The sequence below is a fragment of the Sutcliffiella sp. NC1 genome (assembly GCF_027594365.1).
GTDB classification, from domain to species: Bacteria; Bacillota; Bacilli; order Bacillales; family Bacillaceae_I; genus Sutcliffiella; species Sutcliffiella cohnii.
This window is the reverse complement of sequence record NZ_CP115153.1, coordinates 1,597,030-1,620,847: the sequence shown is the minus strand read 5'-3', so window position 1 is coordinate 1,620,847 and position 23,818 is coordinate 1,597,030. Positions and strand designations below refer to the sequence as shown.

Annotated in this window: 22 protein-coding genes; 6 read left to right on the top strand and 16 right to left on the bottom strand. The window is 36.5% G+C overall.

Translation table 11 applies throughout. The annotated features are described in order from the left end of the window. Positions 1-5 precede the first annotated feature (5 nt). The 6 genes from O1A01_RS08395 to ahpC form a co-directional block, all read right to left on the bottom strand. Positions 6-467 (bottom strand): DinB family protein, encoded by a 462-nt coding sequence (locus O1A01_RS08395; RefSeq protein ID WP_066410800.1) that lies wholly within the window; start codon positions 465-467, stop codon positions 6-8. Positions 468-555: 88 nt separating this feature from the next. Continuing rightward, positions 556-948 carry a VOC family protein gene (locus O1A01_RS08390; RefSeq protein WP_066410801.1) on the bottom strand — a complete coding sequence of 131 codons (393 nt, stop codon included), beginning with the start codon at positions 946-948 and terminating at the stop codon, positions 556-558. Positions 949-1,065: 117 nt separating this feature from the next. Next, positions 1,066-1,443 (bottom strand): VOC family protein, encoded by a 378-nt coding sequence (locus tag O1A01_RS08385; protein ID WP_235858024.1) that lies wholly within the window; start codon positions 1,441-1,443, stop codon positions 1,066-1,068. A 133-nt stretch (positions 1,444-1,576) separates the two neighbouring features. After that, a complete protein-coding gene (locus O1A01_RS08380) occupies positions 1,577-2,473 on the bottom strand; it encodes an EamA family transporter (protein ID WP_066410802.1) in 897 nt (298 codons plus the stop codon). A gap of 232 nt (positions 2,474-2,705) precedes the next feature. After that, entirely contained in the window at positions 2,706-4,235 is a 1,530-nt protein-coding gene (gene ahpF / locus O1A01_RS08375) for an alkyl hydroperoxide reductase subunit F (protein WP_066410803.1), read from the bottom strand. A gap of 12 nt (positions 4,236-4,247) precedes the next feature. Then, entirely contained in the window at positions 4,248-4,811 is a 564-nt protein-coding gene (gene ahpC, locus O1A01_RS08370; protein ID WP_066410804.1) for an alkyl hydroperoxide reductase subunit C, read from the bottom strand. 611 nt (positions 4,812-5,422) lie between these two features. On the opposite strand from ahpC, the gene O1A01_RS08365 reads away from it, so the two are divergent. After that, the gene (locus O1A01_RS08365) at positions 5,423-5,584 is read left to right on the top strand and encodes a hypothetical protein (protein ID WP_270066026.1); all 162 of its coding nucleotides are present in this window, start codon (positions 5,423-5,425) and stop codon (positions 5,582-5,584) included. A gap of 203 nt (positions 5,585-5,787) precedes the next feature. Here O1A01_RS08365 and O1A01_RS08360 read toward each other — a convergent pair whose 3' ends face one another. Then, a complete protein-coding gene (locus O1A01_RS08360) occupies positions 5,788-6,036 on the bottom strand; it encodes a hypothetical protein (protein ID WP_270066025.1) in 249 nt (82 codons plus the stop codon). Between the two features lie 510 nt (positions 6,037-6,546). Between O1A01_RS08360 and O1A01_RS08355 the strand changes: the two genes are divergently transcribed. Together O1A01_RS08355 and O1A01_RS08350 are read left to right on the top strand one after the other, a co-directional pair. Then, positions 6,547-7,098: an RNA polymerase sigma factor gene (locus tag O1A01_RS08355; protein WP_270066024.1), complete on the top strand. Its 552-nt coding sequence runs from the start codon at positions 6,547-6,549 to the stop codon at positions 7,096-7,098. Further along, positions 7,049-8,203: a hypothetical protein gene (locus tag O1A01_RS08350; protein ID WP_270066023.1), complete on the top strand. Its 1,155-nt coding sequence runs from the start codon at positions 7,049-7,051 to the stop codon at positions 8,201-8,203. The genes O1A01_RS08355 and O1A01_RS08350 overlap by 50 nt, the downstream gene beginning before the upstream one ends. Positions 8,204-8,384: 181 nt before the next feature. On the opposite strand, the gene O1A01_RS08345 is transcribed toward O1A01_RS08350, so the two are convergent. From O1A01_RS08345 to O1A01_RS08335, 3 genes are all read right to left on the bottom strand, one after another. Further along, positions 8,385-10,238, bottom strand: a complete 1,854-nt coding sequence (locus O1A01_RS08345) for a putative bifunctional diguanylate cyclase/phosphodiesterase (protein WP_270066022.1) — start codon at positions 10,236-10,238, stop codon at positions 8,385-8,387. A 306-nt stretch (positions 10,239-10,544) separates the two neighbouring features. Continuing rightward, positions 10,545-11,252, bottom strand: coding sequence for a hypothetical protein (locus O1A01_RS08340; protein ID WP_270066021.1), 708 nt, complete (start codon positions 11,250-11,252; stop codon positions 10,545-10,547). A gap of 254 nt (positions 11,253-11,506) precedes the next feature. Next, on the bottom strand, positions 11,507-12,817 hold the full coding sequence (locus tag O1A01_RS08335) for an MFS transporter (protein WP_270066020.1): 1,311 nt from the start codon (positions 12,815-12,817) through the stop codon (positions 11,507-11,509). A 127-nt stretch (positions 12,818-12,944) separates the two neighbouring features. Here O1A01_RS08335 and O1A01_RS08330 point away from each other — a divergent pair, with 127 nt between their 5' ends. Further along, positions 12,945-14,162 carry a helix-turn-helix domain-containing protein gene (locus O1A01_RS08330; RefSeq protein WP_066410824.1) on the top strand — a complete coding sequence of 406 codons (1,218 nt, stop codon included), beginning with the start codon at positions 12,945-12,947 and terminating at the stop codon, positions 14,160-14,162. Between the two features lie 89 nt (positions 14,163-14,251). Then, a complete protein-coding gene (locus O1A01_RS08325) occupies positions 14,252-15,115 on the top strand; it encodes an alpha/beta fold hydrolase (protein ID WP_270066019.1) in 864 nt (287 codons plus the stop codon). 29 nt (positions 15,116-15,144) lie between these two features. Here O1A01_RS08325 and O1A01_RS08320 read toward each other — a convergent pair whose 3' ends face one another. From O1A01_RS08320 to O1A01_RS08300, 5 genes are all read right to left on the bottom strand, one after another. Next, positions 15,145-15,555: a hypothetical protein gene (locus O1A01_RS08320; protein WP_066410828.1), complete on the bottom strand. Its 411-nt coding sequence runs from the start codon at positions 15,553-15,555 to the stop codon at positions 15,145-15,147. A 5-nt stretch (positions 15,556-15,560) separates the two neighbouring features. Beyond that, complete coding sequence (locus tag O1A01_RS08315; RefSeq protein ID WP_066410830.1) at positions 15,561-15,767, bottom strand: helix-turn-helix transcriptional regulator; 207 nt, start codon at positions 15,765-15,767, stop codon at positions 15,561-15,563. Positions 15,768-15,945: 178 nt separating this feature from the next. After that, entirely contained in the window at positions 15,946-16,596 is a 651-nt protein-coding gene (locus O1A01_RS08310) for a YdeI/OmpD-associated family protein (RefSeq protein ID WP_270066018.1), read from the bottom strand. A 24-nt stretch (positions 16,597-16,620) separates the two neighbouring features. After that, positions 16,621-17,286 (bottom strand): P-II family nitrogen regulator, encoded by a 666-nt coding sequence (locus O1A01_RS08305; protein WP_270066017.1) that lies wholly within the window; start codon positions 17,284-17,286, stop codon positions 16,621-16,623. Continuing rightward, positions 17,276-18,772 carry a DUF1538 domain-containing protein gene (locus O1A01_RS08300; protein WP_270066016.1) on the bottom strand — a complete coding sequence of 499 codons (1,497 nt, stop codon included), beginning with the start codon at positions 18,770-18,772 and terminating at the stop codon, positions 17,276-17,278. Before O1A01_RS08300 ends, O1A01_RS08305 begins: the two co-directional genes overlap by 11 nt. A gap of 213 nt (positions 18,773-18,985) precedes the next feature. Here O1A01_RS08300 and O1A01_RS08295 point away from each other — a divergent pair, with 213 nt between their 5' ends. Then, positions 18,986-19,687: an endonuclease/exonuclease/phosphatase family protein gene (locus tag O1A01_RS08295; protein WP_270066388.1), complete on the top strand. Its 702-nt coding sequence runs from the start codon at positions 18,986-18,988 to the stop codon at positions 19,685-19,687. A gap of 84 nt (positions 19,688-19,771) precedes the next feature. On the opposite strand, the gene O1A01_RS08290 is transcribed toward O1A01_RS08295, so the two are convergent. Beyond that, positions 19,772-23,782 carry a gamma-glutamyltransferase gene (locus O1A01_RS08290; protein WP_270066015.1) on the bottom strand — a complete coding sequence of 1,337 codons (4,011 nt, stop codon included), beginning with the start codon at positions 23,780-23,782 and terminating at the stop codon, positions 19,772-19,774. Between the last annotated feature and the right edge of the window lie 36 nt (positions 23,783-23,818).

The following is a 23,818-nucleotide window of genomic DNA, read 5'->3' as shown; positions in this document are numbered from 1 at the left end:
CATTTTTATATACATCTTTTTATATCATTAATCGCTTGTATATGCATTCCTTCATGAAAAGCAGTTCGAACTAGCACTTGCTCTATCGTTGTATAATGTTCCATACTAGTCGGCGGATACTCTTCTTCTAGTCGATGTGCGTAGCGCTTTTTTATGTCTTCTATTTGATTTTCTAGCATTTTTTTCAACTGTGAAAACGTAGGGGTTTCTTCCGTAAAATTTGCTGGGGTGGTTCCAAACCCGAACCATTTATTGAATGTTTTCATCTTTTCATCTTTTTCTCTCGTAACCGCTAAAACCCATAAGTATTGATCTAGATATGTATGCCCCATGTTCCACCGAATGTTATTCCTAAAGCCTTTTGGGATAATTTCTGCCATCTCTTCGGTTACGTCCTCGAGGTCGTCTAGCAAGTATTGTCGATACGTTTCTAATGACTGGAATAGCGCTACTTGTCTGTCTTTCATTTTATTGTCCCTCCTTAAATGATACGCATGGAAATCCGTAGACCGGTATTAAATAGGCTAATTTGATATTTTTTTAAAAACTATCAATCTATCTCTTTTCTTCGCAGAGCATAATTTTATTTCCTTCGCTATCCAGAACTTCAAAAAACTTAACATCCTCTGCCCCTTGTACTTTTGATTGGATGCTAACATCTTTCTGTTTCATATACTCATACGTTTCTTCAATATTTTTAGTGTCAAACATAAAAAGGTGATTGGTACTTGGCGTTAATGTGTCACGATGAATACTGTCTAAAATAAGGTTAGTTTTTCCTAACGGGATAGAATAGATAGTTTTCATATCAGGAGTTGCCGTTTTCATAAATTCTTCATCTTCCGGGAGACCTAAAATTTCTCTATACCACTGTACAGCTCGAGGCATATTTTTCACTATTACAAAAACTCCACCTATATTAAGACTGACTGGGCTATCTGTTATCATATCAATTTCCACCTACTTTAACGAAAATTTTCTCTTTAACTGACTTAATCCATAGCATTTCCAGTTAGGACGATAACCTATAATATGGAGTAGAATCTTAACTTTGATAAAGTGTTGTTATTGACATATCATTATATGATTTCCGTCAAGGTCTTTACATACAAACCATTGGGAGTTTTGCACTTCTGTAACTAGGTCTGCACCCATTTTTTTCATATATTCATAGGAGGTATTAATATTCTCCGTTTTAAACATAAACGCTGGTGCTTTGTACACTGATAATGTTTCTTTATTGCTCCACATTGGCATTTCATCCAGAATTACATCTACCCCTTCTAAAGGTAATACGAATAAGTGCCCTAATTCTTCTTTATCTGTTTCCGGTATGCCAAGCATTTTACAATACCACGTTTTTGCCTTTTTCACATCGCGCACTGGTATGAATATAGCGCCTACCTTGCTTTGAATTGGACTAGCATTTTTTACATTATCCATGAGTTTCTCCATCCTTTCTATAATGCTCTTCTCTATTATATTAGCTACCAAAACGGCGAGACCTTCATTTAAATAGAAAAATATTAAAAAAGTGTGGAAGCGGGATTGATCTGATCAATCCCCCGTCCACACCTTAATAATGCCTTCGAAGTTTGAAAAAGTTTGTGCCAAGTTCGTTTAAAGCGATTGCTGCTAAGATGATAGCGGTGCCTAACCACTGGAGTGGGGTTATTGCTTCAGATAAGATAATGCTTGCTGAGAGGATGGCGATTGGTAGTTCAATAGACGTTAATATATTGGCAATTCCACCCGCAACTAATGGTGCGCCTACTGCAAAAAATAGTGGTGGTAATACGGAGCCAAAAAACGAGACACCAGCTCCAGTCAATAATAAGTGACCCTCAAGTGGAAATATGGATGGAATGTCCTTAAAAAATACAATGAGTACTAGTATCGCTGAACCGGTAGCCATTAAAGATGTCCTTGTCCACGCATCAACCTGTACAGCAACTTTTCCACTGAAATAAATAAATCCCGCATAAGTGAATGCAGATAGAATACCGAATAAGAATCCTTTTATAGGTAGTCCTTGTATTTCTCCATTTAATATATTTGAAGCAAAAAATACCCCAATTAAAATAAATATAATGGATACAATGGTAATAGGAGCAGGTTTAACTTTGCTAAAAATCCATTCTAATAGGAAACCGATCCAAACAAATTGAAACATTAGAATGATAGATAACGAGGCCGGTAAATATTGCATAGAACCATAGTAAAAAATACTAGTTAAGCCGATAAAACACCCTGTCATCATAATTTGCGGTATGTTCTTTATACTAAGCCCTTTAAAACTAGAACCTTTTAATAGAGTAAAAGACCATAATAAAATAAAGGAACTTACCATTTGAACTATATTGATTTGTCCAAGTGAGTAGCCGTAGCTGAATCCCAATTTAGCAAAAACCGGTGTAAAACCGAAACATGCGGCACCAATTAAAACAAACAAAACACCTTTATTGATTTTCATTTACGAACACTTCCTTGATGAAAATATAGGGGGATAGATTCTTCCTCCACCATTTATAACATTTATAAAATTATATACTTCACGTCGTTTTACTTTTCTACACTGGTAAAACAATAGTCATTTTCCAAAAACTGTGTGGACACGGAACCTGTCCCTATGTCCACAAAAAGAAAATCACTTTGCTACGCATATAGCAGCAAAGTGACTTTCAAAAAACTTTAAACAGGTATCATTAGTTTCGGATTAAGTAGTCAAATGCACCTAGTGCCGCACTTGCTCCTGACCCCATTGAGATAATGATTTGTTTATACGGGGTATTTGTACAGTCTCCTGCAGCAAATACGCCTGGGATGTTCGTTGCACCATGATTGTCTACAACGATTTCACCAATTCTAGTGCGTTCAACCGTTTCCGCTAACCAGTCTGTATTAGGTACGAGACCGATTTGAACGAAAACGCCTGCTAATTCAATATGTTTAACGTCGCCTGTTTCACGCTCAACGTAAGTAATTCCGTTAACTTTATCTGTTCCCGTAATTTCTTGTGTTTGAGCATTTGTGATAACCGTAACATTTGGTAGAGAATGAAGACGATCTTGTAATACAGAGTCTGCCTTTAGCTCGGAATTAAATTCAAGAACGGTAACGTGATTCGTAATTCCTGCAAGGTCGATTGCTGCCTCAACACCAGAGTTACCACCACCGATAACCGCTACGTCTTTACCAGCAAATAAAGGACCATCACAGTGAGGACAATACGCTACACCTTTATTCTTGAATTCAGCCTCACCTGGTACTCCGACATTACGCCAGCGAGCACCTGTTGAAATGATAACACTTTTACTCTTTAGAACCGCGCCGTTTTCGAGTTCAACTTCAATTAAGTCTTTCTTCTCTAAACGTTTTGCACGTTGTAAATTCATTACATCTATGTCGTACTCTTTTACATGTTCTTCAAGACTAGCCGCAAGTTTAGGTCCTTCTGTAGCTTTTACACTAATAAAGTTTTCGATGCTTAGCGTGTCCATAATTTGACCACCAAAACGTTCTGCAACGATACCAGTTCGAATACCTTTACGTGCTGAATAGATAGCCGCACTTGCTCCAGCAGGTCCACCACCAACAACAAGTACATCGAATGGTTCTTTATTTTCAAACTCAGAAGCGTCTGGAGTGTTCCCCATTTTAGCAAGAATTTCTTCTAATGACATACGACCGCCACCGAACTCTTCTCCATTAAGGAAAACTGTTGGCACGGCCAAAATGTTTTTGCTTTCTACTTCCGCTTTAAAAGCTGCACCATCAATCATTGTATGTGAAATGTTAGGGTTCAAAACGCTCATTACGTTCAGGGCTTGAACAACATCAGGACAGTTATGACAACTTAAACTAACGTAAGATTCAAAGCGATATTCACCCTTAATGTTTTTCACTTGATCAATCACTTTTTGGTCTACTTTCGGAGCTCGTCCACTCACTTGAAGTAGAGCTAAAACTAATGAAGTAAATTCATGTCCTAGTGGTACTCCTGCAAAAGTTATACCTGTGTTTTCGCCTACACGATTTACGCTAAAGCTTGGTGTTCTCTCAAGTTCTGCTCTCTCCACTTTAATGCGGGATGACATTGTAGCTAATTCATCCACTAGAGCTAGCATGTTGCGGGAAACTTCATCATCTCCTGCGCTAACTTTTAGTAGCACATCGCCCTCCATCAACGGTAGATATTGAGCTAATTGTGCTTTTATATTTGCATCAAGCATCATGGATTACACTCCTTAAATCTTTCCAACAAGATCAAGGCTTGGAGTTAGAGTTTCAGATCCTTCTTGCCATTTAGCTGGGCAAACTTCACCTGGGTTGTTACGAACATATTGTGCAGCCTTAACTTTGTTAACTAGAGTACTTGCGTCACGACCAATACCGCCAGCATTGATTTCAACAGTTTGAATAACACCGTCTGGATCGATGATGAAAGTTCCACGATCTGCAAGACCTTCTTCTTCGTTTAAAACTTCGAAGTTACGAGAGATTTTTTGAGATGGGTCACCAATCATAACATACTCAATTTTGTTAATTGTTTCTGAATGATCATGCCATGCTTTATGTGTAAAGTGAGTGTCAGTAGATACAGAATATACTTCAACTCCAAGAGATTTTAACTCTGCATATTGATTTTGAAGATCTTCTAGCTCAGTTGGGCATACGAAAGTAAAGTCAGCTGGGTAGAAGCAGAAAATGCTCCATTGACCTTTTAAGTTTTCATCTGAAACTGTTACAAAATCACCGTTGTGGTACGCCTGTGCTGTAAATGGTAGTACTTCTTTTCCTATTAATGACATAATAAATCTTCCTCCTAATACTTTTAAATATTTAAGTATATACTGTAGAATTATTAATCAACGTTAGTATATAATAAACAGACGTTAATAATAATAATTCTAATACAACATCTATTGTTATATAAAGATAACTTCTTGTCAACCGTTAAACCTAAATGTTTTCAATTGTTTAAAATTCGTCATAATTAAATTTCTTCGTACCCGTATAGCTCCTTTTTTCCATTTTCTTCATAAAATAAGACAGCTCAACTAATAAACTTTATCAATTACTTTTCTCTTTTATCAATTGTGGACAGAGGGACAGGTCCCGCGCCCCACCAATAAATGGATATTTTGCCATTCTTCATTAAAACTCATCCCATTCTAATACGTTATACTAACGGGTCCATAACATGTATATAAACGAAGAATGCAGGATCATACCTTTTAATTCAATACCACCCTTAACATTCTTCCGTTTTTTTCTCTTCCTTATTCTTATTATTTGTCTTTCCTTTGAAAATAGGGAGAATTTGCTCACTACTACTTCGCTATAAAGGCAAAAAAAGGTTGTAATAGGTTATTTACTATTAGTCAAACTAAATACAAACAACTTAGGAGGCTTTTATCCAATGTCACAAGAGGGACAATTCCAAAGCAATCAAAAGCAATATACAATGCCTGATGCACTGAAAACAGAAAAAAAGCATGCTTATCGGGTTGGTTACACCGCTACTACAGGAAACGATACAGGTGGAAAAGACGAACCAGGGAAGCGAACGGATTTAGAGTAGCTTTTTATTATAGAGAGTTTAAACATAAAATATAGAGACCGCTGGTGCAACATCACCAACGGTCCTAATTTGTGTATCTATATAAAGTTCTCGTCTACAACTCTTACATATTGAAGCCGCCTAAGCAATACGTACCATCGAGTTATAATAGTAAGCTATCATTCCCTCAAATAACAGCCATCAATTTGGCTAGCATGTTTAAACTAATATGTCGGTTCTCCGTTCGCCACTCCAACTTCATACCCCATCTCTTGAAGAAGTTCTCGTGTGTAGGCTAAGCTATGCTCGGCTTGCTCCTGCCAAGTGGAGACGGAGTTCATGAAGCTTTCTAAACCAGCGGGTGCATTTTCTTTCATTACTTGTAGCCACCTGTTTACTTCCTTGTCTTCTTTTAAACCATTATTCACACAGTCTATTAGTGCTTTTATGATGGATTGATGAAGTTTCCCCACGGTGTAACCTTTTTGCGCACCCTAGAGCTGTTACTCGGTGATAAGATGCCGGAACAAGGTGGCGATGTAGTTCGGCATTTCCTTTTAAATTTTGGGTACCTGGAAAGTGAAATAACTGCGTTGTCATCGAGCATACCATTTGTTCCGCATTTAAGCTGTAACTCAGCCTCTCCACTACCGGAGCCCAGCTTTGACGATATGGATCATAGTTATACAAAACTTTCACCTCACTTCTTAAAAATTCCATAATAGCCTATGCATTTTTTTGTCCTTTTGTTAACGTTCATTTATTTCTGTTAAGTTTTTAAAAGTAAATAAAGCAATAACTTACAATACTTTCCCTATAGAAAAAGCTATCTTTTCCCCATACTTTAAGAAGGAAATCCCATAAATTAATAGAATCCTTCTAACTTCAGAACTTATTTGTACATTTTTTTCTAAAATATGCAAAATAAAAAATAAAAAAACGTCAATATCCATAGATAAATAGAAAAAGGAGGGTCGTTACGAATGAGCGAAAAAATTATCTCCGAATGGTTTCACCAATATAGTGATGAAATGTATAACTTTCTTATATACAGACTTGGCGAATCAGATGTGGAAGATTGTGTACAAGAGGTGTTTATTCGAGCGTATAAAAGCTTACCTTTATATAAGGGTGAATCGAGCCCAAGAACTTGGCTATATACAATTGCTCGCAACATTGCCATTGACGAATTAAGGAAGAGGAAACGAAAAAAATGGAAGGTTCTCGTTTCATTTGAAGCCAAACATGAACCGAACATGACAAAAACGCCAGAAGAAATATTAAGTTTAAATGAAGAAAACAAACAGTTGTATCAGGCAATCCAGTCTTTAAAACAAAATTATCGTGACGTTATTATTTTAAGAGGTTTGGAAGGGTTTTCGATTACAGAAACGGCAGAAATATTAGATTGGAGTGAGCCGAAAACGAGTTCCACCTACCACCGTGCAAAGTTGGAACTAAAAGATTTGCTAGGAGGTGCTTTTTATGAAGAAAGATCTATTGGAACAAAAGCTTCAAGCAATGCCAACAGCTGAGTTACCGGAAACGGAAAAAGAGAGAATGTATAACTCTATAGTAAAGCAAACAAATAATTTCCAAAAACGAAAGTCTTCCAAACAAACCTTAAGTTTTATGATTTCTGCGGGTGGTATAGCCGCTGTAATTATGCTTGCTGTTGTTCTTTTTGCATACCCGAATAATAACCAAACCCCACTACAAGCTTTTGTCGCGGAAGAAGAGATTAAAAGTTTGGAAGAAGAATTACTTTCGTACGACCGATACATTATGTTGCCCACGTATATACCTTTTGATATAGAGGAAGTCATATTAGAAAAATCGTATTGGGGTCCAAAAGCAGTTGGGGATAGAGAAATTCTATATACAGAAGAAGACGAACCTTCCCATTGGACGCTTTCGTTATACTATACTTCTAGCGAAAGTCCGAAGAAAGAAATGGAAATTGTAATAACAAATAAGTATGAATTAACAGAGGAAGACATTGCCCATATGGACGAAATGATCGAACTCTCTAATAATCGACAAGGTGGGTATTCAGTATTCAACGATTTTTCACGTGCTTTTGAAAAAGGTGCGATGCAAGGTTTTTCGTGGCAGGAGAAAGGTTCCGTATTTGATTTTACAATCTCATTTGAAGATGGGGAAACACTTCCTAAAGAAGAGTTTATAAAAATTGTAGAGTCATTTCAGCCTTTAAATCCCCATTTCGTCCCAAAACCAAAGGAAGTAGAACCTATCCATTTTACAGTTGATGAAGTTTTATTTGAACAGATCGCTATTGAAGATATTTTTTCTATAAACTTATCGAGAGGTTCTGATTACGCGAAAGTATTTTTAACAGATGAAGGTCTCATTAACGAGGTAATGTCTACCTTTAAAGGATTAAAGTTAGAAAAAGTGGAACGTCCCCCTATTGAAAGCATGGACCTTCGTACAGATCGTTTTTACGTAGAAGTAAACAAAAACAGTAGATTTTTCGTTGTAATTACAGAAGACGGATATATCACATTCACCAATGGCCAAGACCTGAATATTAATTACGGGGATTACAAAATTATAAATGAGTTTTCTTATTTTGATGTGGTCGACTCCTTGCCAATTGAATGGACGAATTTGAATTAATTTGTGAATCCTTTATAAAAAAGAAGTAACTGCCAATTGCTAGTTACTTCTTTTCCATTATTAAAGTTAAATCGTTGATATATATGTTCAGTCCTGTGTACCAAATAATGATCATTCTTTTTATATGACAATTCTTATTACAGCCAATAACTGCAATAATCAACTTTTCTCCAAACTTCCCTTACTTATTAAGTAATTTTTCTATTTCATTTGGAGGTATAGGCTTACAAAAATAAAACCCTTGACCAATATGACATTTATACTTCTTTAACAATTGTAGCTGCTCTTTATTTTCAATGCCTTCTGCAACTATTGTAAAATTCAAATTTTTCCCCATCTGAATAATCGATTTTACAATTTGGTCATCTTCTGTACAAATATCATCTATAAACGATTTATCAATTTTAAGGTTATCAATAGGTAAATGTTTCAACACACTTAAGGAAGAATATCCAGTTCCAAAATCATCAAGGGCAATTTCTATTCCTATATCTTTCAAACGTTCCATTATTGTGATACTTTTTTTGTGATTGCGCATTACGTGTTCTGTAATTTCCAATTCTAACAGATTGGAGGGCAAGCCTGTTTCATACAATATGTTAGCAACTTTATTTACAAAGTTTTCATTCAAGAATTGATGTATAGAAACGTTAACTGCTATACGAATAGAAGGTAAACCTTTTAATTGCCATGATTTCAGCTGCTTACACGCTGTTTGTAACACCCAGTCACCAAGTTCAACAATTAGCCCTGTATCTTCCGCAATTGGGATGAATTCATCAGGAAGGATAAGTCCTTTTGTTGGATGTTGCCAACGTATAAGAGCTTCTACACCAATTATTTTATCTGTACTTAAATTTACCTGAGGTTGATAAAATAATAGAAATTCATCATTTTTTAATCCCCTTCTTATTCCTTGTTCGAATTCCAATTTCTTTTTGTACTGAACATCCATTTTATCATCAAAGAAGCGATAGGCATTTCTTCCACTTTCTTTTGCTGCATACATTGCTGTATCAGTATTTTTCAATAATAAATCCGGATGTTCACCATCTCTAGGATACATACAGATACCAATACTAGAGGTAATATAGTATTCGTTTTTTTCGAGTATAAACGGATAGGATAATTTTTCAATAATTCCACTTGCTACTTTTTTCACTTCTTCTTCCTCAACGTCCTTTAGCAAGAGAACAAACTCGTCCCCTCCATAACGAGAAAGAAATGCTTTATTTCCTAAGAATCCCTTTAATCGCTTTGAAACTTGCTTTAATAAAATATCACCCGCATCATGACCTAAGTTATCGTTAATATATTTAAATCTATCTAAGTCTAAGAGCATAAGTGCAAAGTTTTCACTTTTCTCAATAGCCTCTTGTAAAAACTTATTTAGTGCATTTCGGTTTGGTAATGACGTAATGGAGTCATAATAGGCAAGGTAATTAATTTGTTCTGCAGCTATTATTCGTTCTGTAATATCCCTCATAATAACTTGTATTGCCTCTTTGCCGTGAAAAGTAGTTTTAAAAGCTATTGTTTCTATTGGGATTTTTTGACCACTTGGGGTAAGAATTCTTTGCTCTGCTAGCTCAATCTTCCCCTCTTCCTTCACTTTTTTCATCCTACTAATCGTGTAGTCATAATCCTCCAAAGGAACAAAATCTAATAGGTGCTTTCCAATTATATCTGATGCATTTTTCGCCCCAATGAAATTAATTCCCGCTTGATTTACGTAAACAATCACTCCATCTACATGAACGAAAATTACCTCAGCGGAATTTTCCACTAATTTTCGGTATCGCTCTTCACTTTCCCTTATATAACGAAAATCCCTGTCGATCAATTTATAAAAAATCCAACTCGTAACAACAATAAACAAGCATCCTTTCAATATTGAAAAAAAGTGAGCTTGGAAATGGGCATTTTTGTGGATATATTGGTCCAACAATAATTCACTAACAAAAATCCAAATAAGACTAATAATAAAATAAATAGCTATAATTCGAACTGAAGGCTTCCAATATTCACTGTTCAATCTTTCACCTCTTTTTGCAAACTAAAAATGTCCCATTTAAAATAAGTAGTTAAATTTTACTTATTTTGTATTGTTAACAGATGCTTAAAGCTATATGTACGATGTGATTTTTTTTACGTTGGTAAGAATGGTCCAAAGCTGTTTCTATTCTTATACTCTTTTATTCAATAACAAAAAAAACGATTGTGCACACAACCGTCTTCACCACCATCTATTAACTATAACGACCAAAAGCATAATATCCAGTAGTTAGAAAATACTTAACTACCGGTCATTCTCTTCCTCCACAGCTAAAAACTAGTTTACTTAATCCCAATAATTAAATAAAAAATCCCCTTGAGTTTGCGGCTTCCAATAATTGATACTGTATTGCTCCCATTCTGACAAAGGACGAGTAATCTCGAATGGACGATTTAACTCCTCTACGGAGCAGATTTTGTATGGTAAGGAGAAATAGGAGGTTAGCATTGGAAAATCAACGAAATTAATTGGATAACTCCCATCCAGCTCTTTCGTGAACGCAACGTTATATTGGTTACAAAGTATATAAATTGGCCCGTCACTTAGAGTAAGTTTAACTGCCTGATAACTACATATGCCTTGTTCATCATAAGTGATAATATTAGATTTTACACGTAAATCTCTTGCAATGCTTTTGCAAAAGTTGTAAAAAGCAACATAATCGTAACTAGTAAATTGTTCTTCAGGAAAGGAAACTAGCGTACTTTTTCTCCCCATCTTTTCCTCCACCTGTTTCACAAGGTTCGTAACTTTTGGGTCTGAGAAGATGGTTTGAAATTGTTGAGGTGATAGAAGTCCAGGCCTCTCATTCCCAAGAGAGTCTATTAAAAAAGAATGACCCCAACTAGAGCTTCCTTCATCTATTGAAAAAAATAAATAAAACTCTTCTTTCTTAAGTTGAACTGTGACATTTAGCTCGTATATATTTAAGTAAGTACCGTCTGAACACGGGACTTGCTCGTCGTATATAAGATTTGTACGTAAGACTTTCATTCGGCAAACCACCTTCCGACTATGTATAAATTAAAGGAGCTTCTGTTTGATGCTAATTTTGAATTGCGTCTGTTACAAAATCCTTTACATGCCAACCCCTTAATATTGATTCAAACTCTTTTCGAATAATTTGACTATTATGATTTATTTTACCATTTTAAATCACTGGAGAACATTTAAAATAAAAAAAACGAAGGAAACTATATTAGCCCTTCGTTTCTCTACTTACCTATACATAATTAACTAATCCAAACTCAACTCGAAACACTTTTCACTTTGCTTTTTACAAAAGAAAAGCCTTTCCCTTCCCACTCTGGATGTGCTTTCTTTACGACAGTTGGTCTTGCCATACTAAGAATAACAATAATGAGCATTACTGCAGAAACTATTAGAACCCAATGTGCTGGGAGAATGTCATAAAGGAAGCCGTAAAGTACCATCCCTAGAGGCATAAGTGCCATAGACATCGTTTCCAGAATAGAAAATACTCTCCCTTTATATTCGTCTGCAATTGTTTTTTGGAGCATCACCTGTAATGGTGTATTAACGACGATGATCATCCCACCAAAAGCAAGCATAATTAGCATATAAAATCCGACTTGAACAAAGTAACTCATTGGTATTAGAAGTGGTACCGTAATGCTAGCTAAAATTAATCCTAGACCAATAATTCCTCGTTTTGAAACTAATAGAGGGAAGCGCACTTCTTTTCTCATCGAAAAATAAATCGACATTACTAGCATCCCTAACGAAAATGCTCCTTGTGTTAACCCAAAATGTTGCGACTCCATTTTTAATTTTTCAATTAAAATATACGAGTAACCTACCTCGAATGCTCCGAATAAAAAGTTCACTAGTAACCCTATCCATATCATAATCATAATGACTCGTTGCAATTTTAAATAGCTTATTCCAGCTTTCATGCTTTGCCACATTGACTCTTTTTGCTCGCCCTCTACTGGCTGTTTTTCTGTTGCGAACAGTTTAAAGTTCATCGTTGACTCGAGAATAACGGCAATAATCGAAGCCCCAATATAGATTAATAGAAAAACAGGGATGGAAACTGTTCCGTATAGAATCCCACCTACTGCTGGACTACCAATAGCCGCAAAGGAGATGGCCATTTGGTTTAATGACATCGCCTTTTGAATTCTATTTTGATCAATTAAACTAGTAATCGATGATGTGAATGCAATTCCCGAAAACATCGAAGTTAAAGATAATATAGCTGTTGTTATATAAATGGTAATTAAGGAAAGACCAGATGTTAGTGTAATTCCAAGAAGAATAATAATGGTGAGTGTTGTTGCAATCTGTGACAGGATGACTATTTTTTTCTTTGAGTATCGATCAGTAATCGCTCCGGCAAACGGGCTTAAAATCGTTCGAGGTAAAATGTTACAAATTAAATTAGTTGCAAAACTAGTAGCCGAGCCCGTTAGTTGTAATATATAAAAACTAATGGCAAATGTATAAACTTGGGCTCCAAACGTCGAAACCATTTTACTAATCATAAACGTATACAAATGGTAAGTTGCCTTTTTTAACTTTAAGCTATCATCCATCATAGCACCCCGCATTTAAAAGTTTAATTTAATTAAACAAATCATTACACGGATAGTTCTTCCATTACAAGCAAAAGTTTAATATAATTAAACAAATAGGCGATTTACGAAAGGAGTGCTTTAATACATGCTAGGTGAACGCATTCGAAAGCTACGAAAACAAAAAAAATTGACACTTGAAGCACTTGCTGGAGAAAAATTGACAAAAGGAATGTTAAGTCTCATTGAAAATGATAAAGCCCAGCCTTCCATGGAAAGTCTTGCGTATATTGCAGAACGGTTGAACGTAGAAGTTGCGGAGTTACTTGGAAATGCTAACGCTAGCGAATTGAGAAATGTCATGGTCCAGGCCGAGCAACTTATTAACATTGATCACGAGGAAGATCCAAATAAATATAAAAAAATAATAAAACTCATCGAACCTTTTATTGATAAAGTTACGAAGAGTTACGAGTCTGCTCGATTGTTAGAACTGTATAGCTATGCACTTTACTATGAAAAAATAGACGGTTGGCAAACATTACTCCAGCGTGCTGCCGATATTTTTGATGAACTAAACGTATCCTCCAGCCGAACAAAAATTGCTGTGTTTCGTTCTTCCATAAAGTTTGTTGAACACCGCTACGAGGAAGCGTTAGACGTTTTTTTAAAGGAAAGAAAAGCTGTGGAAGAACAACATTTTTATATCGATCCTTTGTCACTACTTGAGCTTGATTATCATGAATCCGTTTTATACTTTGCGGTAGGCAATTCAGAACCAGCACTAAATGTAATGGAACGGGCCATTACTTTATCAAAGGAAAAGAGGATTTTTTATTTAATTGATGATTTATATCGACTTGCCGCTGTCCATGCGATGGATGACGGGAATAAAGAAAAACAAAACTATTATTTAATGAAGTTAAAAAAGTACGGAGAATTCGCTGACCATGAACCTTCTATCCACTTTTATCATCTAATCAACTTGATGATGCTTATTTCAGAAGAAAAGCAATATACGAAAGCTTTGGAGCTAATTGAGGAATATTTAGAAGAAAAAATGGTACATTATGAAACTTGGCTCTCTGCCGAAAAAGGAAAAGCACTATATTACCTAGGTCGGTACGATGAGGCTTTTGCAGTTTTGGAACAAGTAAAGGTACCAGAGTATCTCCACCATCCTTATGATTTAGCTATGTTTTATATTTTAGAATCATTTAAGGGTTTAATACAACTCGTATTGGGGAATAACGAAGCTGCTCTCTCCTATGCCAAAAAAGGTGTTCAACTATTTGAAACACTCCCTGAATCAGCGTATAAGAGGTTTAGCATAGTGACCTTAGAGAAGATTAAGAAAGAATTTTGAATTGAATAATAGTCCAGAAGATTTGCTACCGCCATTGTAACTCTTTTGTTACCTCCTTTTAATAAACTACTATTAAAGGAGGAGTATAGATGAAAATTACCAATCATAAAGTAAATGCAGGAGGAGTTCAAATTCACGTTGTTGATTACGGTGGAATTGGGGAACCGATTGTTTGCGTGCATGGTCTTACTGCTAATGCACGGTTTTGGGATGCAATTGCAGAACAACTGTCTCCTACTTACCGTGTTTTAGCGGTTGATTTGCGTGGACGTGGTGATAGCGAAAAGCCGAGTGATGGATACCACATCCAACAGCATTCGCAAGATATACGGCACGTTTTAACTCACTTCGATATTGAAAATGCAATCGTTATGGGACATTCTCTCGGAGCAATCATTTCACTCTGTTTTACAGCGACATATCCTGAACGAGTAAAAAGATTAATATTAGTTGATGGCGGAGAAGATTTAGAGCGTGAAGTAGCGGAAGTCTTACAACCTTCTATTGAAAGACTTGGCCGTGTTTACCTCAATTTCAATGAGTATACGGAGGAGCTTCGTTCGAAACCTTTTTTCCAACCTTGGAATTCGTACGTTCATGAATATTTCTATGCGGATGTACATCACCATCCAGATGGAACTGTGTCCACGAAAACGACAAAGGATATTATCGATAAAGAAATAGAAGCTTTATACAGTACGAACGTTAATCAGTATCATGATAACATTCATGTGCCTGCACTTCTATTTTACGCACCGCATTGTTTATATCATCCAACCGCTTATTTATTATCAAAAGAAACAGGTCAGCATTTAGCAACGAAGTGGAAGAATAGTAAGTTCATAGAAGTTCCAGGAAGTAATCATTTTAGTATTATTTTTTCAGAGTACAGACTAGTCACGGAGGAAATCCGACAGTTTTTAGGTAGTAATATCGAGGAAAAGGCACGTTAGCGTGCCTTTTTATATCGTCATTAGCCGTTTTAAATTTTTTTGGCAACTAGCGCCCCTACTCCTACAACTAAATAAACACCCATTAAACATACAATTAGTAGACCCGTTTCGATATATTGGACCCCACTTGCAAAAGCGATAATTAATGCTGCTCCACTTCCAAACAGTACGACATATAAAACAACCATAAAATACTTTTGAAGGTTTCTTAATGTCCGCTCATCTACGTCTGGTACGTTTCCGTTTCGTTTTTCCTTTATTTTAAGACCAGCGAAAAATACTAAACAGCCACCCAGAACTCCGATAATCATTGGTAGAAATAGGTTCAATGGGTATTCACCAGTTTCTTTTCCAATTAAATAAATTGCCAGTCCCCCTCCGATTAACATACAAATGATAATAACAGCCCAAGTAATATATAATAGCTTCTTTTTGCCCACCAGATTCACTCCTCTTCTTCTAAATAAAATAGCTGCTCAAACGGAACATTAAAATACTTTGCTAATTTTAACGCCAGCTCCAAGCTCGGATTATATTTATTTTTTTCAATCGCATTAATTGTTTGTCGAGTAATTTGTAAATCTTCCGCCATTTGAACTTGCGTAATCTCCTTACTTGTTCGAATTTCTTTAATGTGATTTATAACTTTCACAAGCAACCTCCAATCTAGACGAGTGTAAAGATATCTTTACACTCAGTATAAATGATGTAGTTTTTGATGTAAAGATATCTTTACACTTTTTTGATTTTATAGTCCAATTGGTTTATCAGAAAACTTCACCTAAAAAAAAGAACAGGTCCTAAATAAGACCTGTCCCTTACTTTTACTTCTATTTCTTTTTCATACGGTATAAATCAACCGTTTTATATCCTTGTGATAAAATGTCTACCATTTGTGCTTGGCGTTTTTCGCGTGTTTTTTGTTGTTTTGCAGAAAATATGTATCGAGCCCAATCTCGTTTGTAGCCGGGGGTTAACTCTAGGAAGAAAGTTCGTTCATTCGGATGCTCTGCTAGCAATGCTTCAACGTCTTTTACATTATCCTCATAGTCAGCTACACATTGACTCGCTGCTGACGTTTTTTGTGCTTTCTTTTTCTCTCGCTTTAATCCGACAACAGTAAATACGTCATCCATCGCTACCATACGTGAGAACTTCACATCGCTATCTCCCACATATCCATCTTCACCTACTTTTAATGTAGGGAAAATTTCATCTCTATGAACGAACGTTTCGTAACGTTTGTTTCCTTTTTTCGGGTAAGCAAAAAATAAATATCCTTTTTCACGTAATTGTTGCTCATTTATAACTTTTTCTGTATGTTCCACCATGTCATTAATTGTTTCAATAAAAATAAAAATAGCATCATGATTTCCAGTTAATGCTGTTTCGAAACCATCAAAAATATGATAATCACTAGGTTCATTAACGACTGCTAAGTTTTCGTACTTGTCTAGTTTTAGCTTATTAATAATTGTCATCGTGCTCTCCTTTAGTTACATTCATCATTGGTACAAACCGTACGTTTTATTGACATCTTGAATGAAAATAATGCCGTTTCCAGGCTCATCTATTTTCAACTTTGATCTAATGGACGAGATAATATTTTCTGTACTTTCTTTTTCAGATAAGATTAATACTAGCTCTTTTTCTGGCTCAATGTTCATCGAAAATAGTTTACTTGTTTCATGGATACCGGATCCTCTCGCGTTAATTATGGTACCACCTTTTGACCCTGCTTCGGTGGCAGCGTCGATAACAAGCTCGGCATTTCCTTTTTCTACAATTACCGTAATAGCGTGATACATTGTATTATTCACACCACTTTCTTCATTTATTGTTTCTTTCATACATTTTGCACCTAATACTCGGTATATTGATGTTGTATAAACGATGCCGTGGTTCGGCTTTGAAAATTTAAATTTTTTATCGAGTTGTTCAATCGCGTGATGAACAGTATTTTTATCAGAAACTAGTATAATAATTTCTTTTCGAATATCATTTATCCCTAACATTTCCAAGAGGCGGTTTTTTACTGTCCCTTTCCCTACAAGAATAGTTCCTCCTGAAATACCGTGTTTTTTGGCAGTTTGCACAATTTTACTTCCTTTTCCGAAGTCAACGATAATACAAACTTGTTCGTATGCGATCATTTCAGAGTTACTGGACATCTTTTTCCAAACCTACTTTCTTTGATTTCATTTTAAATACGAGTCCTACGATTTGTAGCGTGATAAGAGGCGTTAAAGCTACCATCGCAATCATCCCAAATGCATCTACTAAAACATTAGCACCTTCGATTGCTTCTGCTGCACCTTGTACGAATGCTAGTATAAAGGTAGCTGTCATCGGTCCAGAGGCAACCCCACCAGAATCAAACGCGATTCCAACAAATAGTTTAGGAACAATATAGGTTAAGGCTATCGCAATAATGTAGCCTGGCAATAAGTAATGCCATAATTGTAGCTCTGGAATAAGTATTCTTAGTATAGACAAAGCAACTGCTAAGCCTACACCGATACAAAGGGAAAACATGACAACATTTCTTCTTACGTACCCACTCGTAACATCTTCAATTTGATGAGTCAAAACATGTACTGCTGGTTCGGCTAGTATCGTTACAAGACCGAGAACAAATGCTACGATAATAACGTATGCTTTCCTGTCTAACGATGCGATAGAATATCCAATTTCCCTACCAACATCCATGAAGCCTGCATTGACACCCATTAAAAATAATATAAGTCCGATAAACGTAAATACAAGTCCGACGACAATTTTCCGAACTGCTTTCCTTGACATTTTAAAGGATATTTTTTGGAATACAAGAAAAATAATTAAAATAGGTAAAAGGGCTATCAAAATTTCTTTCGTAATCTTAGGAAATTCGTGCAAAAAAGGACCAATGACGGACATTGTCCCCTCCGCTTGCACTTCAATTCCTCCAGTTATTTCTTCTGTTTTTGATATGATATTCATAAGTAAAACAGCGATTATCGCTCCTGTGGAGGCAATTGCAACAAGACCGAAGCTATCCTTTTCAGACGCTTTACTATCTTTTTTCATCGAGGATATCCCTAGAGCAAGTGCTAAAATAAACGGAACAGTCAGTGCACCAGTTGTCGCTCCGGATGCATCAAAAGATATTGCTAAAAATTCTGGTGAAGTAAATATAGCGAGAACAAAAATAATAAAATATAAAACCGTTAATATTTTGAAAAGCGGGATGTTAAAAACAATCCTTACTAATCCCAGCGCAATAAGAGCGCCAATTCCAATCGAAACTACTACGACGATTAATGATTTGGAGATTACACCTGATGTAACAAAATCTACTTGGCCAGCAAGAATATGTAAGTCTGGCTCCGCAATGGAAATAAAGAAGCCCAACAATATCCCCGCTATTAGAACAATCCAAACTTTATTAGATTTAGCAATCGTTTTCCCCATTAATTGACCAATAGGTGTAATGCCGATGTCTACCCCAAACAAAAAGATAGATAAACCAACGATGATGAAGATTGAACCGATGATAAAACGGAAAAACATAGAAATGTCTTCAAGTGGAGCTAGCGTGAAGTTTAATAATAAGACGATTAACGTGATAGGTAAAACTGCATATAATACTTCTTTAAATTTATGGACAATTACATTCAAATAGCAGTCATTCCTTTCAGAAATAAGTTCCTCATATTTATGGAAGAGCCCGTTCTTTTATTTTTTTTAATTATCTCATAAAACATTATTAGCGTTATGTGAATTTTTAAAAAAATAATAGTTTTTTGGAAAACACGTATGTCCCTCCTTATTTTATTAAATACTTTGGATAGGAAAGTTAAGGTGAGTAGGTGAAACATACAAGTGAACGTTATGACATTTAACATACACCACGGTAGGGGAATCGATGGAAAATTAGATTTACGTAGAATAAAACATGTTATAAAAAGTTCTGGGGCAGATATTATTGCACTTAACGAGGTTGATAAAGAGTTTTCCTTTCGTAGTAAATATGTAGATCAAGCACTATGGCTTGCAGAAAATTTACAGATGAACTATGTATTCGGTCCAACGATACATATCAAAACTAAAAATCGAATTCGACAATACGGAAATGCACTGTTAACTCGTTTTCCAATTGAAAGTAGCTGTAACCATCCATTCGACTTTTTACCAAGTTTTATGGAAAATAGAGGTTTATTAGAGGTTCATGTAAATATAAACGGAAAAGTGATATCATGCTTTGTTACCCACTTAAGCTTCGCCCCTTTTTTGCACCAGCAACAAGCAAGATTTGTGTTGAGTAAAGTAAGGGAAACTGATCAACCTACTATCCTTATGGGCGATTGGAATATGAGACCGTCTTCCAAAAGTTATTCCGAAGTGACACAGCATTTAATAGACGCTAAGAGTAGCGATGGTTTAGATTATACGTTTCCTTCTAAAAGGCCGAAAGTGAAACTAGATTACATATTTGTTAGTGATGGAATTAAGGTTATTCATGCAGGACCTTATAAATTAGATGTGCTAGCTTCGGACCATTTACCTTTCGTTGCGGAAATTGAACGTTCTTAAGAAATCATTGTACAAGCTTTCTAACATTAAAGAAAAAAGAAAGCTACGTAAGCATGTAAGCTTATGGTAGCTTTCTTCTTTTTATCAGTGAACCGTTCTATATTTAATCATGTATTCCAACTTGCTGGAGAGGTCCACCTTCTCTTCTTCACTAATTAAATGGTCTGGTGTTTTATTTATTTGCTCAACTACTTTTTTCAGTTGGTCATAGCCTAGTTCTCTAGCTTTTTCAGCTTGCTTAGCTTCACCAGATGCTTCTAATTCAGCAGCCCGTTTGAAATGCTTTTCTGCTGATTCTATTTGTTTTAATAAAGATGTCTTTATACCATCATTCGTGTTTAATGCCTGTATTTGTTCTTTTATATCGATTAGTGTTGGTAGGTCAAATGTCATTGCGCTTCCTCCACCTCGGCGAACAGCTTCGGCTACTGCTTGTTTTTGACCATCTGGTAAAAAGGCGATTCCAGTAAAGGCACCGATTCCTTGGACTAGTGGCGACACTTCAAATTTGTGACCTAACGCTTTTAGTTCTTCGTATTCTTTCGTTTCTGAAAAGGCCGGCTCTATTATCGTTACTCCAGAAATTTTATTTTGCTGAGAGATCCTTGCCATTTCAACCGCATCCGGAAGACTCATTCCTCTATCTAAATAAGATAAAATAATTTGAGTAACAGTCGAAATAATCGTTAAGCTTCCCGGAGCTCCACCAGCAAAAACAGCCTCTCCATCTTTCGTAATAATCGTTGGTGCCATTGTACTTAGAGGTTTCGCACCTGCGTGAGCACTATTTGGCTCACCTTCGTCGGCGTAGTAACGAACACGGTTAGCTAATACGTCATTTAACATAAAACCGTAACCAGGAACGACAATCCCACTACCACCAATAGACACGATTGTGTTTGTGTAAGCAACTACATTTCCGTAACTGTCGGCAACCGTTAAGTGAATCGTTTCGCTATTGCCTGGTGCACCTTCTGTTGGGTCTTGTTCGTCATCCCCTTCAAACTGTAAGTCTGTTACTATTATATTTCCGATATAGAAGCTTCCAGCACCTTCTCCATTACGATATTCACGAGCACTAATTAGTAAACGGCCAGGATTATTAACGGACGTATCTTGTTCAATTAAATTCCATTCGCTCGGTTCTTCTTGACCATCTTGCCAAACTTTAATGAATTGCTGGTCACCTTCTACTCTAAATCGTAACCATTGTAGATCCTCTGTCACATCTAAACTAAATCTACCTATCTCTTGCAAAGTACCATTTACTGTTTTGATAAGACGTATACTATTCCAAGCAGTACGAATGTCTACTCCATATCCGTTTAATGGACTTTGTAAATTATTGAATTGGTCTGCACGGAGCCAGAAACGTAAATCACGACTAGGACTGACATCCATCCGAAACGGCACTAATAATTCACTATCATTTGCTGGACTCATTTTTGCTGTTGCTCTTGCGGACGAGCGATCTTTATCCGCTAACATCATTCGACCAAAGCCGTTGCCAGCTAAATCTATTATTCCGTCTTCGGTTGTATCTGTTTCAAATTTGCTTGAATCCCATGTTTCACCTTCTACTCCTCGGAAATCAGATTCGAAACCAGGCTCTAACTCTACCTCTTCTAAATCTTCTACTTTCATATTACCGATATAAAAATTTCCTGCTCCTTCTCCAGTACGATATTCACGGGCACTTATAAGCAATAGACCTGGCTCCATAACAGAGTGGTCCTCTTCAACTAAATTCCAGTTAGCAGGCTCCTCTTTCCCATCCTTCCATACTTTCACAAACAATTGATTGCCTTCGACCCTAAAACGGAGCCATTGTAAATCTTCCGTTACATTTAGGTTAAATCTTGCAATTTCTTGAGGAGTTGATCCGTTTACGGTTTTAATTAAGCGAATACTATTCCATTCTGTACGAATATCTACTCCATATCCGTTTAATGGACTTTGTAAATTACTGAATTGATCTGCACGGAGCCAGAAGCGCAAATCTCGGCTTGGACCTGCATCCATCCGGAATGGCACTAGTAATTCACTGTCTGTTGTAGGTTTCATAATTGCCGTTGCTCTCGCGGATGAACGATCTTTATCCGCTAATATCATTCGACCAAAGCCGTTGCCAGCTAAATCTATTATTCCGTCTCCGGTTGTATCTGTTTCAAATTTGCTAGAATCCCATGTTTCACCTTCTTCTCCGGAAAATTCGTATTCAAAGCCTGGCTCTAGGTCATCTGGAGTTGGCGTTCGCTCATTTGTTTCAACTATTTCCATTTCTCCAAGACTAAAACTACCACCACCATTCCCATCAGCAAATTCAATACTACTTATTAGCAGTCGCCCAGGTTCACTGATAGAAACATCTTCTTCTATTAAATTCCATGCTACTGGCTCTTCTTCCCCATCACTCCATACTTTGACTGATAATTGGTCATCCACTACTTTAAATCGGAGCCATTGTAGATCACTAGAAAGTGTACGATTAAAACGAGCGATTTCTTCAATCTGATTACTGTCTACTGTTTTAATTAACCTTATATTGTTCCAGCCTGATCGAATTTCTACCCCATATCCGTTATGAGGACTAGCACTACGATTAAAGCCATCAGCCCTTAACCAAATACGCAAATAACGGTTCGGACCAATATCGTTAATTTTGAAAGGTACAAGTAGTTCTTTATTATCTACTAATACCATTTCAGAAGATGCCCTACCTGCTGAATTTCTTCTATCTCCAATCGCAAGTTTTCCAAACCCGTTACCGTCAAACGTATAGCTTGTATCAAAGGAAGTATCGACGAAAAACTTTTCCTTATCCCAACTATCACCGGCTTTTCCTTCAAACTGATAAGTTAAACCAGGCTCTAATTCTGGAAGTGGCTCTGGAACGTGATTAGGGTTTTGTTCATAAAACCATGCATCACCTGGTGCTACTTTTCCTACTGTTGCTTTATCCGTAATGGTTTGTTGACGTGATAGTGCAAAATTTTTCGAAATTAACCCATTTGTCGGCACATCAATCACAGTCGGGTCGCCATGAAACTCCGCGCGATCAGCAAATCCTCTCTTCGATGCCTCTAAGTAATAATGTAAAAATTCCGTTTGCGACATATTTTCTAAATCATAGTTCTCAAGAATATTTAAAATTTCACCAATTAATAAACCACCGCTTGATACTAACGGCATACCATGAACGTTAAACCCTCGATATGAAGTAGTAACAGCATCTCCAGTTACTACTTCATAACTAGCAAGATCCTCCCACGTCATGTCTGCCGGTAAAATTTCATACGGAGTATTTTCCTTTGCAGGAGGATTATTGACAGCATCTAATATCGCTTTCCCAATTTCTCCCTTGTAAAAAACGTCACTACCATATTCTCCAATCAACTGAAAAGTACGAGCTAAATCCGGATTTTTTAATAGTGTTCCTGCTGGTGGAATGTTTCCGTCCTCGTCAAGGAATAGTTCACTTGTAGAAGTAAACATACGAAAACGACTTGCATTCTCTCTTACTTCCCTTACAAAATTCTCATCAATTGTAAAGCCTTCACTAGCTGCTTTAATGGCTGGTTGTAGCACTTCAGCTAGTGTCATTGTTCCGTAATTTTCAAGTGCTTCTTCCCAAGCAAGTACACTTCCAGGGACACCAACTGCTCTTCCACTATTTTTTCTTTGATCGTAATCATAAATATTTCCGTTCTCATCTTCGAAAGATTCAATATTAAACGATGCAGGTGCCATTGAACGGTGTGTAAGAGTCACATTTTTATTCTCTTCTGCTAAGAAAATACTCATCATTCCCCCACCACCAATTCCTCCAGAGAACGGACGCGTTACATTTTGGACAGCTGCTGCTGCAATTGCTGCATCTACAGCATTACCGCCCTTTTCCATGATCTCGATTGCAGCTTTTGAAGCTAAAGGATGTTCTGTCGCTACCGCCCCACCATTTCCAGTCGCAACTGCTTCTTGTTCATAATAAGGATTAACCGTTTCCGAAGCTTGTCCAATTGCAGTGCTTGGTAAAAATAACGACAAACATAAAATAGTGCATAACAATAAATGAATAACTTTCTTCCCTCTCATTAAAATACCCCTTTCTTCGTCAGAAAATTCTGTATA